The 12,695-nt window shown below is 53.3% G+C and carries 15 protein-coding genes; 6 read left to right on the plus strand and 9 right to left on the minus strand.

Annotation, left to right across the window (positions count from 1 at the left end; genetic code table 11):
* Positions 1-122: 122 nt before the first annotated feature.
* On the minus strand, positions 123-839 hold the full coding sequence (locus TALK_RS10930) for an ATP12 family chaperone protein (RefSeq protein ID WP_245829837.1): 717 nt from the start codon (positions 837-839) through the stop codon (positions 123-125).
* A 263-nt stretch (positions 840-1,102) separates the two neighbouring features.
* Here TALK_RS10930 and TALK_RS10935 point away from each other — a divergent pair, with 263 nt between their 5' ends.
* From TALK_RS10935 to TALK_RS10945, 3 genes are all read left to right on the plus strand, one after another.
* Entirely contained in the window at positions 1,103-2,125 is a 1,023-nt protein-coding gene (locus TALK_RS10935; protein ID WP_085618731.1) for an ABC transporter substrate-binding protein, read from the plus strand.
* A gap of 100 nt (positions 2,126-2,225) precedes the next feature.
* Positions 2,226-3,011: an ABC transporter ATP-binding protein gene (locus TALK_RS10940; RefSeq protein ID WP_085618733.1), complete on the plus strand. Its 786-nt coding sequence runs from the start codon at positions 2,226-2,228 to the stop codon at positions 3,009-3,011.
* A gap of 24 nt (positions 3,012-3,035) precedes the next feature.
* Positions 3,036-3,806 (plus strand): ABC transporter permease, encoded by a 771-nt coding sequence (locus TALK_RS10945; RefSeq protein ID WP_085618735.1) that lies wholly within the window; start codon positions 3,036-3,038, stop codon positions 3,804-3,806.
* A 72-nt stretch (positions 3,807-3,878) separates the two neighbouring features.
* Here TALK_RS10945 and TALK_RS10950 read toward each other — a convergent pair whose 3' ends face one another.
* A complete protein-coding gene (locus tag TALK_RS10950; protein ID WP_085618737.1) occupies positions 3,879-4,703 on the minus strand; it encodes a dienelactone hydrolase family protein in 825 nt (274 codons plus the stop codon).
* A gap of 290 nt (positions 4,704-4,993) precedes the next feature.
* On the opposite strand from TALK_RS10950, the gene TALK_RS10960 reads away from it, so the two are divergent.
* The gene (locus TALK_RS10960; protein WP_085618741.1) at positions 4,994-5,608 is read left to right on the plus strand and encodes an HAD family hydrolase; all 615 of its coding nucleotides are present in this window, start codon (positions 4,994-4,996) and stop codon (positions 5,606-5,608) included.
* 93 nt (positions 5,609-5,701) lie between these two features.
* Here TALK_RS10960 and TALK_RS10965 read toward each other — a convergent pair whose 3' ends face one another.
* Both TALK_RS10965 and TALK_RS10970 read right to left on the minus strand, forming a co-directional pair.
* On the minus strand, positions 5,702-6,175 hold the full coding sequence (locus TALK_RS10965) for an SRPBCC domain-containing protein (protein ID WP_085618743.1): 474 nt from the start codon (positions 6,173-6,175) through the stop codon (positions 5,702-5,704).
* The gene (locus TALK_RS10970; RefSeq protein WP_085618745.1) at positions 6,165-6,863 is read right to left on the minus strand and encodes an HAD-IA family hydrolase; all 699 of its coding nucleotides are present in this window, start codon (positions 6,861-6,863) and stop codon (positions 6,165-6,167) included. The genes TALK_RS10965 and TALK_RS10970 overlap by 11 nt, the downstream gene beginning before the upstream one ends.
* A 203-nt stretch (positions 6,864-7,066) precedes the next feature.
* Between TALK_RS10970 and TALK_RS10975 the strand changes: the two genes are divergently transcribed.
* A complete protein-coding gene (locus tag TALK_RS10975; RefSeq protein WP_085618747.1) occupies positions 7,067-7,339 on the plus strand; it encodes a hypothetical protein in 273 nt (90 codons plus the stop codon).
* 91 nt (positions 7,340-7,430) lie between these two features.
* Here the strand turns inward: TALK_RS10975 and TALK_RS10980 are convergent, their stop codons facing one another.
* From TALK_RS10980 to TALK_RS11005, 5 genes are all read right to left on the minus strand, one after another.
* Positions 7,431-8,531, minus strand: coding sequence for an RluA family pseudouridine synthase (locus TALK_RS10980; RefSeq protein WP_085618749.1), 1,101 nt, complete (start codon positions 8,529-8,531; stop codon positions 7,431-7,433).
* A complete protein-coding gene (crcB, locus tag TALK_RS10985) occupies positions 8,528-8,920 on the minus strand; it encodes a fluoride efflux transporter CrcB (RefSeq protein ID WP_085618751.1) in 393 nt (130 codons plus the stop codon). Before crcB ends, TALK_RS10980 begins: the two co-directional genes overlap by 4 nt.
* Before the next feature lie 363 nt (positions 8,921-9,283).
* Complete coding sequence (locus TALK_RS10995) at positions 9,284-9,805, minus strand: DUF1499 domain-containing protein (protein WP_085618755.1); 522 nt, start codon at positions 9,803-9,805, stop codon at positions 9,284-9,286.
* 257 nt (positions 9,806-10,062) lie between these two features.
* Positions 10,063-10,668 carry an FMN-dependent NADH-azoreductase gene (locus TALK_RS11000; RefSeq protein WP_085618757.1) on the minus strand — a complete coding sequence of 202 codons (606 nt, stop codon included), beginning with the start codon at positions 10,666-10,668 and terminating at the stop codon, positions 10,063-10,065.
* Between the two features lie 119 nt (positions 10,669-10,787).
* Complete coding sequence (locus tag TALK_RS11005; protein ID WP_085618759.1) at positions 10,788-12,098, minus strand: replication-associated recombination protein A; 1,311 nt, start codon at positions 12,096-12,098, stop codon at positions 10,788-10,790.
* A gap of 146 nt (positions 12,099-12,244) precedes the next feature.
* Between TALK_RS11005 and TALK_RS11010 the strand changes: the two genes are divergently transcribed.
* Positions 12,245-12,661 carry a PadR family transcriptional regulator gene (locus tag TALK_RS11010; protein WP_139833797.1) on the plus strand — a complete coding sequence of 139 codons (417 nt, stop codon included), beginning with the start codon at positions 12,245-12,247 and terminating at the stop codon, positions 12,659-12,661.
* The last annotated feature ends 34 nt before the right edge of the window (positions 12,662-12,695 follow it).

The raw sequence follows: 12,695 nt of genomic DNA on the forward strand, positions 1-12,695 counted from the left end.
TGCACGTTATAATCAACAAAATCCGGGAAGCTTCCAACACCAATGGATAGGCAATAAAAAAGGGGAACGGCAATGCCATCCCCCTGTGCAATCAGATATTCCGATATACAGACCCAATCCGGTTACGGCAGCAGGTCCAGATACCGCCCCGCCGCCAGCAATTCCGCCCGATGACGATCCCGGCGCACAACGGCCTCGGCATCCGCCCCCCATTGCTCGATGGCATAAATCTCGTCAAGCTGGGAATATTCAAACGCCTGTTCCGCACTAATCCGCCCGCGCAGGGTCGCAAGCCCGATAATCACCGATCCCGACACCGTGGTCAGGGTATGCAGGGCCGTCAGATAGTAATCATCAAGCGTCTTGATCGTGTCTTGTATGTTGATCAGGGCTTCGTCATTTTGCGATATCGGCATGACGCCTTCAGTCACCGACAGGGCCACTCGCAAGTCATCTTGCGCCCAATCAAGCAGGGGTTGCCATGCTTCGGCCTGTCGCAAAACAAGATCATCGGGGAACGATGCGCGATAACATAACAGGTCAGACCGGCCAAAACCGGTCAGCTCGGCAATCACGGCATCACGGTGCGGTCGCACACGGTCAATTGCCGTTGCCGCCAGCTGCATGATCGGCATGGTTGCGGGCACAACCTTTTCGCCCTGCGCATCCCATTCGGTGGCAATTTCATGCGCAAGCTGTTCAACAGGCAAGACAAATTCGGCCTTGCCCGGGGTTTTTACCGCCCGGTCGTCCAGGTGAATGCGCCATCCCTGTGCCGCGTCATCCCGCACAGCTTCGGCTTTTTTATAAAAACGTTTGATCGATTTTCTAAGCATCATGGCGATATGCCCAAATCCAGTGCCTTGTGCAAGTGATTTGACTCCTCCGCCCCTTTCTCGGGCGATTATCAAGAATTTCTGTATAATTTTTGGTCAAATTACCCCATTGACCATTTATTCAACACCCTTACTCTACCTGTAACGATCCCTTCATATGAGCAAAAACAAGCAAATCGGGGATTTGGCACAGCCATTGCTGTGTAATCGGGGTATCATTCGGTCAATGGGTCGCCAAAAAGACCCAAAACAGGAGGCTTCATTAAATGGTTAAATTGAAAGCGCGGTTGCTTGGCGCGACCATCGGCGTTGCTGTGGCGCTTGGTGCGCAGTCGGCCATGGCTGAAATGGCCATCAAATTCACGCTCGACTGGAAATTCGAAGGCCCGGCAGCACCCTATGTTCTGGCCAAGAAAAAAGGCTATTTCGAGGAAGAAGGTCTGGACGTCACGATTGATTCGGGCAACGGATCGGTTGGTGCCATCACGCGCGTTGCCAGCGGCGCCTATGATGTTGGTTTTGCCGATATCAATTCGATGATGGAATTCAACGCATCCAACCCGGACCGTGCCATGAAGTCGATCTTCATGGTCTATGACCGCCCGCCGTTTTCGTTGTTTATGCTGAAATCAAGCGGCATCACAAAACCCGAAGACCTGATTGGCAAGACCCTTGGCGCGCCGGTCTTTGATGCGTCCCGCAAGTTGTTCCCGGCCTTTGCACAGGCCACCGGCCTTAAGCTTGACGATGTAAAATGGGAAAGCATGGACCCGCCGCTTCGCGAACCGATGCTGGTGCGCGGTGATGTCGATGCGATTACCGGACATTACTTTACCTCGATCCTGAACCTTAAGGCACAGGGCATTTCCAAGGATGACCTGACCGTTTTCAAATATTTCGATTACGGCATGGATTTCTATGGCAATGCGCTGATTGCATCACCCGATATGATGAAAGACCATCCGGAAGAATTGCGTGGCTTCCTGCGCGCAGTTGTCAAAGGATGGCGTGATGCAATTGCCGATCCGGCCGAAGCCATTGCCGCCCTTAAGGAAGTTGATCCCCTGATCAGTACAGACCTTGAAATTCAGCGCCTTCAGATGACGATTGATGAAAACGTCGTCACCGAAGTCACCCTGAAAGAAGGCATGGGCCAGATCAAAACGGATCGCATGGCCAAAGCAATTGATCAGGTCAGCCTGGCCTTTGGCATCGAGAAAAAGCCGACTGTTGGTGATCTGTTCACCGATATCTTCATGCCCGGTCAAAAAGACCGCATGTTGAAATAATTTCCGTCAGTATTTTAAAAAACGGGGCCGGGAAACAACCGGCCCCGATCCATAAGAAATCCATAAGAAACCAACATGATCCGCAGGGGGATTGGCTGCCATGTCGAACAGCTTTGTCGAATTGAACAATGTCAGGCTTCGTTACAACGAAGGCGACGAACTGGCGTTGGAAACAACCAATCTGAAGATCAACAAGGGCGAATTTATCGCCGTTGTCGGACCTTCGGGATGTGGCAAGTCTTCACTGCTTAAACTGGTATCTGGCCTGATGCCGCCCAGCGAAGGAACTGTGATTGTCGATAACAAAGAAGTCGCAGGGCCTCTTAAAATCGTTGGCATGGCGTTTCAGAACCCGACACTTCTGCCCTGGCGGACCACGCTTGATAACGTTTTATTGCCGATGGAAATCGTCAAGCCACACCGCAATCTGTTGCGCAAAAACCGTGCTGAATACGAAGACCGCGCCCGCAAGCTTTTGGCCAGTGTCGGGCTTGAAGGCCATGAAGACAAATATCCGTGGGAATTATCCGGCGGCATGCAACAACGTGCATCCCTGTGCCGGTCGCTGATCCATGAACCGGATCTTTTGATGCTCGACGAACCGTTTGCGGCCCTTGATGCGTTTACCCGTGAAGAACTGTGGGACATCTTGCAGAACCTTTGGATGGTGCGGCCCTTCACCGTCATTCTGGTGACCCATGATTTGCGCGAAGCGGCCTATCTGGCCGATACGATCTATGTAATGTCCAAACGCCCGGGCAAAATCATTGCCGAACGGGAAAATACCCTGCCCCGTCCGCGCGATCAGGAAACCACATTCACCCAGCCGTTCACCGATCTGGTCCACGATTTGCGCAATCACATCCGCAACGTTCGCGCGGCATAACGGCAAAGGTTGGGAAAAAATATCATGACCAAGAAAAAAGATTTCTCGAAAGCCACGCCATGGCTTAGCGCCATCGGACTTTTCGTCTTCTGGGAACTGATCGTCCGGATTTTCAATATTCCGGTCTATGTCCTGCCGACCCCGTCCGAAAGCATTATCGTTGGCTGGGAATTTCGCGCCGCAATCTGGATGCATGCGATGCAGACGCTTTATACGACCCTGGCGGGCTTTGCCATTGCGGTTGTATTTGGCGTCGTACTTGGCGCGCTGGTCGGGTCCAGCAAGGCAATCTATGACGCCGCCAATCCGCTTTTGGTTGGGTTTAACTCGGTCCCAAAAGTCGCATTGGTGCCGGTCCTTGTCATGTGGTTTGGTATTGGCACCGCACCGGCAATCATCACCGCCTTTCTGATTTCATTCTTCCCGATTGTCGTCAATGTCGCGACCGGGCTTGCAACATTGGAACCGGAATTGCGCGATGTTTTGCGCTCCCTTGGCGCGACACGTACCGATATCCTGTTCAAGGTCGGTTTTCCGCGCGCCATGCCGTATTTCTTTGCATCCCTTAAGGTTGCGATCACGCTGGCCTTTGTCGGTTCGGTCATTTCCGAAACCGTGGCATCGAATTTGGGTGTTGGCTATCTGATGCTATCGGCATCCTCAAAATTCAATATGCCGCTGGTCTTTGCCGGTTTGCTGGTCATCGCGGTGATGGGGATTGCAATGTACGAGATGTTTAACGTGATTGAACGCCGTTCAACCCGTTGGGCGAACCGGGCCAATCCGACCAGTTGACACCTTAAAAACAATCTATGCAAAAGGCCGGGTCACATCCCGGCCTTTTGTCGTTTTACATACTCACAAAGATCAGCTTAGATTTTTGTCAAAGAATCCCATCGTGCGGTCCCAGGCCAGCATCGCGTCCTCGGCGTCATAACGCCCGCCGGTTGGATTGGCAAAGGCATGGTCGGCTTCGTACCAGTAAATCTGGTAATCGGTTTTACCCGCCGTTTTAAGCGACTGCTCAAACCCACTGACCATGTCCTTATTGATGCTTTTATCCAACGTGCCGAAATGCCCCATCAACGGTGCATTCAAGGTCGCAACCTGTTCCGGTGTTTTTTTGACATTACCGTAATAGACGACAACCGCATCAACATCGGCCGCAAGTGCAGTATTCAGCGACCAGCCGCCGCCAAAGCACCAGCCAACCGTTCCGACCTTGCCGGTTGCGTCCTTGTGCTTTTTCAGAAAATCGACCGATGCCTGCAATTTTTGGGTTGCGACAACCGGATCGGTCGCAGCCATCAATGCCTTTGCCCCATCCGGCGTGGTTGCGGCCGGTTTACCATACAGATCAACCGCCAATGCGATATAGCCCTGCTTGGCATATTCCGCCGCCACGGCGCGGATTTGATCATTTAACCCCCACCATTCATGGATAAGGATCACGGTTGGGGCAGGAAGAACTGCTGGCATGGCAATTTCAGCGACCATTTGATCACCGCCGGGCGTCGTGATCGTCACAGGTTCAAGCATCGATCCGGCCGCATGGGCCAAAATCGGATCGGCCAGAACAACCGCAAGCGGCAGGGCAACAGCACCCTTAAGAAACAGACGACGATCTTCGTCCGTGGCCTTGGGCCGCGGGCCGAGATGTTCATCCGAACCACATCCGTCAAGCGTACACATATTCAAACCTCCTTTGTCAGTTCAAAACCGGCGTGATGTTATGGCGCGATAATATGGCGCAATGTTATTGGCGTTATCATTTCCCCGATTACAATTCGTTTGCAAATCACACTCCCGTCATAGATTTGATTTTTGCCCTTCCGGGCGGATCTTTGGCGATACGGCAACCAACCAAAACCGGATCAGAAAAATTCGATACGCAGACCGGTTTTGTGCAATTGGCGGCTTGCCCCGCCCGCCCCTGCCTGCTTTAACAGAGGGGCGTCACACCCATTCAAGCCGAGGAAACAATGCGTAAAATCGAAACGGTTCTTTTTGATCTGGGCGGGGTTCTGGTCGATTGGGATCCACGCCATCTGTATCGCAAGATTTTCACCGACCCGGCCGAAATGGAACGTTTCCTGACCGAAGTCTGCCACCCGCACTGGAACTTTCTGCATGACAAGGGGGCGCTTGGCTTTGCCAATTCGATCCCCGATCTGCAACATCGTTATCCCGATTACAGCGACCAGATTGCCGCATGGATGGACCGCTGGCCGGAAATGATGAAAGGCCCGATTGACCGGACCGTTCATATCCTTGAAGAACTGAAATCACGCGGCAATGTGCGTTTGTTTGCCCTGACCAACTGGTCGGCTGATACTTGGCCATACGCGCTGGAACGGTTTGAATTCCTGAACCATTTCGAAGACATTCTGGTGTCTGGCCGTGAAAAACTGGCCAAGCCCGACCCACAGATTTTCGATCTGGCCGCATCCCGGTTCAAATTCGACCCGCGTGAAACCCTGTTTATCGATGACAACGAAAAAAACATCCAGCAAGCCCGCGAAATGGGCTTTGTCACCCACTGGTTCCGCGAACCACTCAAACTGCGTCGCGACTTGATGGAATATGGCCTGCTGTAACCGGCACACATCAAACATAACAAAGGGGCGCCCGATCAATCTGGCGCCCCTTTTGTCTTTAACCCGATGCCAAAGCCCTTTTGGGCAGCGTCCCTAATGGCGTTTGGCCATCAGATAATTGGCAAAGCATTCTTCAAAAACGTATTTCCAGCCGGTTTGATAGCCATCGCGCATCGTCTGGGCAATTTCACCCAGATTGCCCCATTCCCAATGTTTAAGCCGGATCACGCAGCGCCCGAAAGCGTTCTGTTCAAAGGTCACGCTAATCCTTGTATAGGCCCCCTCATCCCAGCCGGGATGCCAAGCAAAGGCAACATGTTCCCCGACCTGCCAGATTTCGACCGTGCCCCAGGTAATCGGATCGCGGCCCTTGGCATGTTCGATGATCTTGCCCCCAAGCCCGGTGCTCATTTCAATTGATTTGCAATTCTCGCGCGCCAGCGAATGGCTGTCGATCGGCCACCAATTGCCAAACTGGGCCGTAAACGCATCAAACGCATGTTCGGGTTCGACGGGAACGGTAATTTCAAACTGGATCGGTTGCAGATCTTTGGCCTCATGCGGCATTGCGACTGGTTCCCCACATGGTTTCCAACACCCCCGGCAATTGATCGAAATGATCAATCACGGCATGTGCCCCGGCATTGTTTAACGTATCGACATCATGATAGCCCCAGCTAACCCCAATCGCCAGCATCCCCGCCGCACGGCCCATTTCAATATCATAGGCCGTATCGCCGATGATCACGGCATTGGGTGCCTCAACCCCGGTTTCATCCATGGCGGAATGCAACATCGACGGATGGGGTTTGGACGGATGATTGTCGCAGGTCTGAAGCGTCACAAAACGTTTTTCAAGCGCATTGCGCGCCAGTACCGCATCAAGCCCCCGGCGCGCCTTGCCCGTCGCAACGCCAAGCAACCAGTTACGGCTATCAAGTTCGGCCAGCATTTCATGCACACCGGGGAAAAGCGGCTCGTGGAAATCCGGGGCCTGGCGCAATTCGAAAAATGCCGCTTTATAGGCCGCCGTGACGCCCTCAACAATCGCCGCATCAACTGTGCCCGGTGTGGCAAGTTTGGTGATCGCCTCGGGCAGGCTCAGCCCGATGATGGTCCGCGTTTTTTCAAGTCCCGGGCAATCCAGACCATGCGTCGCAAAGGCATGATCCATGCAATGCGCAATCGCGTGCTGGCTATCAACCAGCGTGCCGTCACAATCAAATACCACAAGCTTAAGCGGATCGTTCACCATCAAAAGTCATCCAGTTCTGTTTATATCGGGGCGGACATTATGCCAAAGCGTTTGAAAGATCGAGTCTCCTGCCAATCTAATCGTGATGCTGTTTTGTGCTCTGCGGGAAACGACGGAAACTACAAGTGAATTTAGGATGACTTTCGGTCACCCTGAGATAAGCGTAGAATAACCCTGTTGGCACGCGAACAGCGGAGGCTAAGATGCTCACACTTAGGGACTGCATCGATTTCAGCGACCTAAGCGAAGAAGAGATTCTCGCGATTGCCGAGTGTGAACACATCCCCCTTCTTTCTGCCCTTGAGGAAGGCGAAAGTCTGGTCCATACGCCGCGCGGTCGGAAACAAATCGCGGTTATGATTGACGGTCAGGCCGAAATTTGTGAACGCACGGGAAATACCGTCCATGCCCGGCATTTGCGCCGGGTCCGTGATGTTTTTCTTAACCGTTTCGGCAAAGTGGTCGCGGGCCCATAACACAATCAATTGTCATCAACACCGTTGACAGGGACGAAAAAGCCGACGCACTGCGCCGGCTTTTCGCATTCTGACAAACCATCAGACCGATCTATTTCCGGCGCAACCGCGACGGTTTTTCTTTTGGTTTTGGCTTAACTTCCTTTTCCCGGTGGATTTCCGGGGTCACGAACTTCGTCGCCGTTTTCGGATCGAAATTCAGCGCCTTGAATGTTTCGCGGAAATGTTCCGGCACCGGGGCCTCGATAATCACGCGATGGCCGGTAACCGGATGCGGAAAATCAATGGCGCGGGCATGCAAATGCATCTGGTTGGACAACCCATCGCGGAATGCCTGCGCACCGCCATATTTGCCATCCCCAAGGATCGGACAGCCCATCGCCTGACAATGGGCGCGCAACTGGTGAGTACGCCCGGTTAACGGCGATAGCGCAAGCCACGCAGCCCGGCGTCCGGCACGGGCAAGCTGGCGATAGACGGTCTGGGCGGATTTGCCCTCTTTCTCGTCGATCACCATCTTTTCGCTGCCCTTGCTGCCATGTTTGGCCAGCGGCGCATCAATCAGGCCTTCGCGTTGATCCGGCGCACCGGAAACGATTGCCCAGTAAAGCTTGCGAGTCGATTTATCCTTGAATGCCTTGGTCAGCGCATTTGCCGCCGATGCCGAACGCGCCAGCAACAAAACCCCACTGGTGTCTTTATCCAGACGATGCACCAGTTTCGGACGTTCCTTGGAATCGAGCTTCAGCGCATCAAGCATGCCATCAACATGAAGGGCGGTATTGGTGCCACCCTGTACGGCCAGTCCGGCCGGTTTGTTGATCGCCAGCACAACTTCGTCATAGAAAATGACGGAATCTTTCAGCGCCTGAAGGTCTTCCTCGCTGGCGTTGGAACGCGCAGGGCCGGATTTGGCGTATTCGCCCCCGGCGGCCTGATCATATTGGCCGCCTTTCTGCCAGGGGCCAAGACCGCCGCCCGACATGACAGGCGCCGGCGGAACACGAATTTCCTGCCCCGGTTCAAGATTTTGGCCTGCCTTGGCACGTTTGCCATCGACACGGATTTGACCGCCGCGCAGCATTTTTTGAACCTGCCCAAAGGTAAATTCCGGGCAGTTGCGCTTAAACCAGCGATCAAGCCGCATCTCGGCTTCATCCGTCTTTACCTTGCGCAGAGTGACGCCACTCATTGCAGAACTCCTCTTACCAGCGCGATTGCGCCAAACAATGCTGCGATGCCAACGCAGACCGAAACGGCAACATACAGGGCCGAAAGGCCAAGGTTACCACGTTCATATAAGGTCGCGACATCGAGCGAAAAAGTCGAAAACGTTGTAAACGCCCCCAAAAAGCCTGTCACAAGGAAGGCCCGCATTTCAGGGCTTAGTGACAGTTTAAGCGCGGACAGTTCGATCAGAAGCCCCATCAGGAACGATCCGACGATATTAACCGTCAACGTCCCCCAGGGAAAACCATGACCAAGTGTCGCGCCCATCAGGGCCGAAACACCATATCGGGAAACCGCCCCGATAGCCCCGCCCAATGCGATGGATGCGATAAACAACGGTGAAAATTGCATGGCGCGGAACCTAGGGTCAGGACTCATTAATTTGTTTGAAATGGTCAATCAGATTTGTGCGGATACGCGGAGCAAAACCGCAGGAAGATATTTATCTTTCAAGGTCTTGCGACAAAGTATCCCGTGCAAATCCGATTGATCCACAGGACAGGTGTTACATTTGCGAACTCCGGCGTCAAATCCCTTGTTCGGGATGTCGACCCGACCGGCGGGCTTTTCCTGGGGTTTCGCAAATGTAACACCTGCCATTCCAAACAAATTAATGGGTCCGGACCCTAGTCCCTCAGTTTTTAAAAGTCACGTGTGAAAACATCATAGGCGGGTCGCACAACCATGCGCCATACCGCCTTTGCCCAAAGGCTGTTATCCGTTTGGCCCCGATGTCGCCCCGCTCATCCTGGCAATAGCCGCCGCCATCCAGGATTTCAGGCGTTTTTCATTCTTGCCGAAATCATCATTACCATAAACAGATCGGGAATAGGCAAAGATGCGGCTGCCCCCCTGCCCGTTCGGAACGACCTTGATATCAACCCAATCGGGAAAGCGCATGATGGGTGTTCGGGTCAGAAACCGAAACTCCAATGACAATGCATCACCTTCGATCAGATGCATGTTAAAGGCGTTTGCGGTGCCCTGAAGTGCCGTTGCCAGAACATCCGGTGCAACTTTGAAATCCGGGCTTGGGGCGCGGCGATGGGTCTTGGGGCAGGCATCATGCGGACAAATAACAAAATAATTGGCGGCTTTGGGAAGTTCCATATCCGGGCCAAAGCGAATATCAGCAGGTTCACCAGCCAATAACATGCTGTCAAGCAGGCCGCTAAAGCGGATGACAGCAAACGTCAGCGCTCCGACAAACAAAAGCCAAGCCAGAATGATTACCATGCGTCTCACAAAAATCCCCCAATCCCGACAAGACAGCCCAAGGCCAGAACGCCCTAAATAGGCTTAGGACTCCCTAAATACCGGTTAATTCTTGTAATTCGTCAAGTTAACAAATGCAAAAATACCCGAACGACGATCTCGTTCGGGTATTATCAGGAAATCAACAAACCGCAATGCGGGGGGGGAATGCTTGCGTTTAGTGATTTCCTGCAGGATCGGAAAGGCTTCCAATCCTGCGCGAATAAATCTGTTTGATATCAGGCTGCTTTTGGCAAAGGTGCGGCGGCAACATTGGCAATCGCACGTGTCATGGCTTCTTCGGCATTGACCGCAAAACCGGACGCATCGATCACTTCAATATCGGCAATCCCGACAAAACCAAGAACCTGTTTCAGATACGGGGTCGCAAAATCGGCCGCACTGTTGACCGGCACACCGCCAGTGGCAACAACGAGATAGGCTTTCTTGCCTTCAAGAAGGCCTTTGGGGCCGTTTTCGGTGTAGTTAAAGGTCACGCCAACACGCGCGATCAGGTCAACCCATGCCTTAAGGGTCGACGGTACCGAGAAATTATACATCGGTGCGCCGATAACCACGACGTCTGATGCCTTAAGTTCGGCAACAAGTTTGTCGGAAACAGCAATGACGTCTTTCTGGGCGCCAGTGCGGTTTTCAGCCGGGGTATAAAATGCGCCGACAATTTCGCCGGTCAGGGCCGGGATTGATTTGTCATTCAAATCACGTTCAACAACATTGGCGGCTGGCGTTGCGGCAACAATGCGTTCGATCAGCTTGGACGCGATCTGACGCGAGTTGGAATTTTCACCATTTACCGAGGCATTGATATGCAAGATCGAGGTCATGAAAGGTCTCCAAGTCTGGAATTGTTTCTGTTGCCCCGACTTTAACAGTTTCCATGACGAAGATTATCCAATGAGGTTTCACCAGATTGTTGACCAAACGCGAACAATACACCTTGCGATTAATCTTCCCCGCGCTGCTTTTGACGTTCCCGGCGTAAACGGTCGAAATATTCGGTCCGTTTCTTCAAATCGCGTTCAAAGCCGCGTTCAACCGGTTCGTAAAAATTCTGGCGGCGCATACCATCGGGGAAATAGTTTTGCCCGGAAAAACCATCTTCCTGATCATGGTCATAGGCATAACCGGTGCCATAGCCGATTTCTTTCATCAGCTTGGTTGGCGCATTCAGGATATGGGCCGGCGGCATCAATGACCCGGTATCGCGCGCAACCTTAAGCGAGCGTTTATAAGCCGTATAACCGGCATTGGATTTTGGCGCCAGGGCCAGATAAATCACCGCCTGCGCCAAGGCCAATTCGCCCTCGGGGCTGCCAAGGCGTTCGTATGCTTCCCATGCGCCAACGCAAATCTGTTGCGCCTGTGGATCGGCAAGGCCGATATCCTCGACCGCCATACGGGTTATCCGACGGGCAAGAAATTTGGGGTCCTCGCCCCCGGCCAGCATCCGGTTGAACCAGTAAAGTGCCGCATCCGGGTCCGATCCACGCACCGATTTATGCAGCGCACTGATCAGGTTGTAATGGCCGTCATCGCCTTTGTCATAAAGCGGCACCCGCTTTTGTACGATCCGCGACAGCTCGGCAACGCCAAGCGGCCCCTCTTCGCTGGGCGGTAACAAAAACAATTCCTCGGCCAGGTTCAGCAAATAACGGCCATCACCATCGGCCATGGCGCGAAGCGTTATCCGCGCCTCGGGCGACAACGGCAATTCAAAGCCCATTTCCTTTTCGGCACGCACCAAAAGCTCGTCAAGGCCCGGGTCATCAAGCCGCTTAAGCACAAGCACCTGACAGCGCGACAACAGGGCAGCATTCAGTTCAAATGACGGGTTTTCGGTTGTCGCCCCGATCAGGGTAATGGTGCCATCTTCAACAAACGGCAAAAAACTGTCCTGCTGCGCCTTGTTGAAACGATGGATTTCATCAATGAAAAGCAGGGTCGATGCCCCGGTTGCCCGGCGGCCCTTGGCCCGGTCAAACACCTTGCGCAGATCCGCAACGCCCGAAAAGATCGCCGATAACGGTTCAAACGCCATATCGGCAACATCGGCCATCAGACGCGCCAGTGTCGTTTTACCGCACCCCGGCGGCCCCCACAAAATAACCGACGGCACGCGCCCGGTCTTGATCATCCGCGTAATCGGCCCGTCATCGCCAAACAAATGCCCCTGCCCGACAACTTCGTCCAGCTTGGCCGGACGCAGCCTGTCGGCCAAGGGACGGGACGCCTGACTTTCAAACAAGGAAACCATATTAGACCGTTGATCTCCGTAACACTTCAACTGGGTTGGCACGGAACCTATCACGAACATCGAATGGGTTATAGCCATAAGGCAAGCATATTGACACCTTGATGGTCGAGGTATAGCGTCGCCGCCAGATCAGCCAGAGGCATGACATGAAACAGGTTGTCGATTATACGAGCCGTTCTTATTGGCAGGGGACAATCAAGATGTCCTTGTCAAAGTTCTTTGTCCTTTCCGTCCTGCATCACAAACCCATGCATGGCTATGAAGTTGTTCAGGCGGTCGAGAAAACGACAAAGGGCTGCTGCTCTCCGACCGAAGGAACGGTATATCCGGTTCTGAACGAATTCGAGGCTGGCGGATATATGACGTCGCATCTGGAAGTCGTGCAGGGCCGCCAACGCAAAATTTATGATCTGACCGACAAAGGTCGCGACGCATTTAAAATTGCCACCGATGCCTGGATGGATGTCACGCAACATATCCTTGCGGCACGCGATGCCCCGCGCAAAATATCCCCCACCTTGTCAAATCCCCAAAGCCCCTCGAAAGCAACCTGTTGTGATTAATCTATTTTTTACCCTATATACCTCGATGATCGAG

Source organism: Thalassospira alkalitolerans, from assembly GCF_002115745.1.
GTDB lineage: Bacteria > Pseudomonadota > Alphaproteobacteria > Rhodospirillales > Thalassospiraceae > Thalassospira > Thalassospira alkalitolerans.

Excerpts from the sequence above, each read along its gene's own strand:
- TALK_RS10930 (WP_245829837.1), bottom strand. The coding sequence starts at position 839 with ATGATGCTTAGAAAATCGATCAAACGTTTTTATAAAAAAGCCGAAGCT.
- TALK_RS10940 (WP_085618733.1), top strand. The coding sequence starts at position 2,226 with ATGTCGAACAGCTTTGTCGAATTGAACAATGTCAGGCTTCGTTACAAC.
- crcB (WP_085618751.1), bottom strand. The coding sequence starts at position 8,920 with ATGCAATTTTCACCGTTGTTTATCGCATCCATCGCATTGGGCGGGGCT.
- TALK_RS10975 (WP_085618747.1), top strand. The coding sequence starts at position 7,067 with ATGCTCACACTTAGGGACTGCATCGATTTCAGCGACCTAAGCGAAGAA.
- TALK_RS10980 (WP_085618749.1), bottom strand. The coding sequence starts at position 8,531 with ATGAGTGGCGTCACTCTGCGCAAGGTAAAGACGGATGAAGCCGAGATG.
- TALK_RS10935 (WP_085618731.1), top strand. The coding sequence starts at position 1,103 with ATGGTTAAATTGAAAGCGCGGTTGCTTGGCGCGACCATCGGCGTTGCT.
- TALK_RS10970 (WP_085618745.1), bottom strand. The coding sequence starts at position 6,863 with ATGGTGAACGATCCGCTTAAGCTTGTGGTATTTGATTGTGACGGCACG.
- TALK_RS10995 (WP_085618755.1), bottom strand. The coding sequence starts at position 9,805 with ATGGTAATCATTCTGGCTTGGCTTTTGTTTGTCGGAGCGCTGACGTTT.
- TALK_RS10950 (WP_085618737.1), bottom strand. The coding sequence starts at position 4,703 with ATGTGTACGCTTGACGGATGTGGTTCGGATGAACATCTCGGCCCGCGG.
- TALK_RS10965 (WP_085618743.1), bottom strand. The coding sequence starts at position 6,175 with ATGCCGCATGAGGCCAAAGATCTGCAACCGATCCAGTTTGAAATTACC.
- TALK_RS11005 (WP_085618759.1), bottom strand. The coding sequence starts at position 12,098 with ATGGTTTCCTTGTTTGAAAGTCAGGCGTCCCGTCCCTTGGCCGACAGG.
- TALK_RS10945 (WP_085618735.1), top strand. The coding sequence starts at position 3,036 with ATGACCAAGAAAAAAGATTTCTCGAAAGCCACGCCATGGCTTAGCGCC.
- TALK_RS10960 (WP_085618741.1), top strand. The coding sequence starts at position 4,994 with ATGCGTAAAATCGAAACGGTTCTTTTTGATCTGGGCGGGGTTCTGGTC.
- TALK_RS11010 (WP_139833797.1), top strand. The coding sequence starts at position 12,245 with ATGAAACAGGTTGTCGATTATACGAGCCGTTCTTATTGGCAGGGGACA.
- TALK_RS11000 (WP_085618757.1), bottom strand. The coding sequence starts at position 10,668 with ATGACCTCGATCTTGCATATCAATGCCTCGGTAAATGGTGAAAATTCC.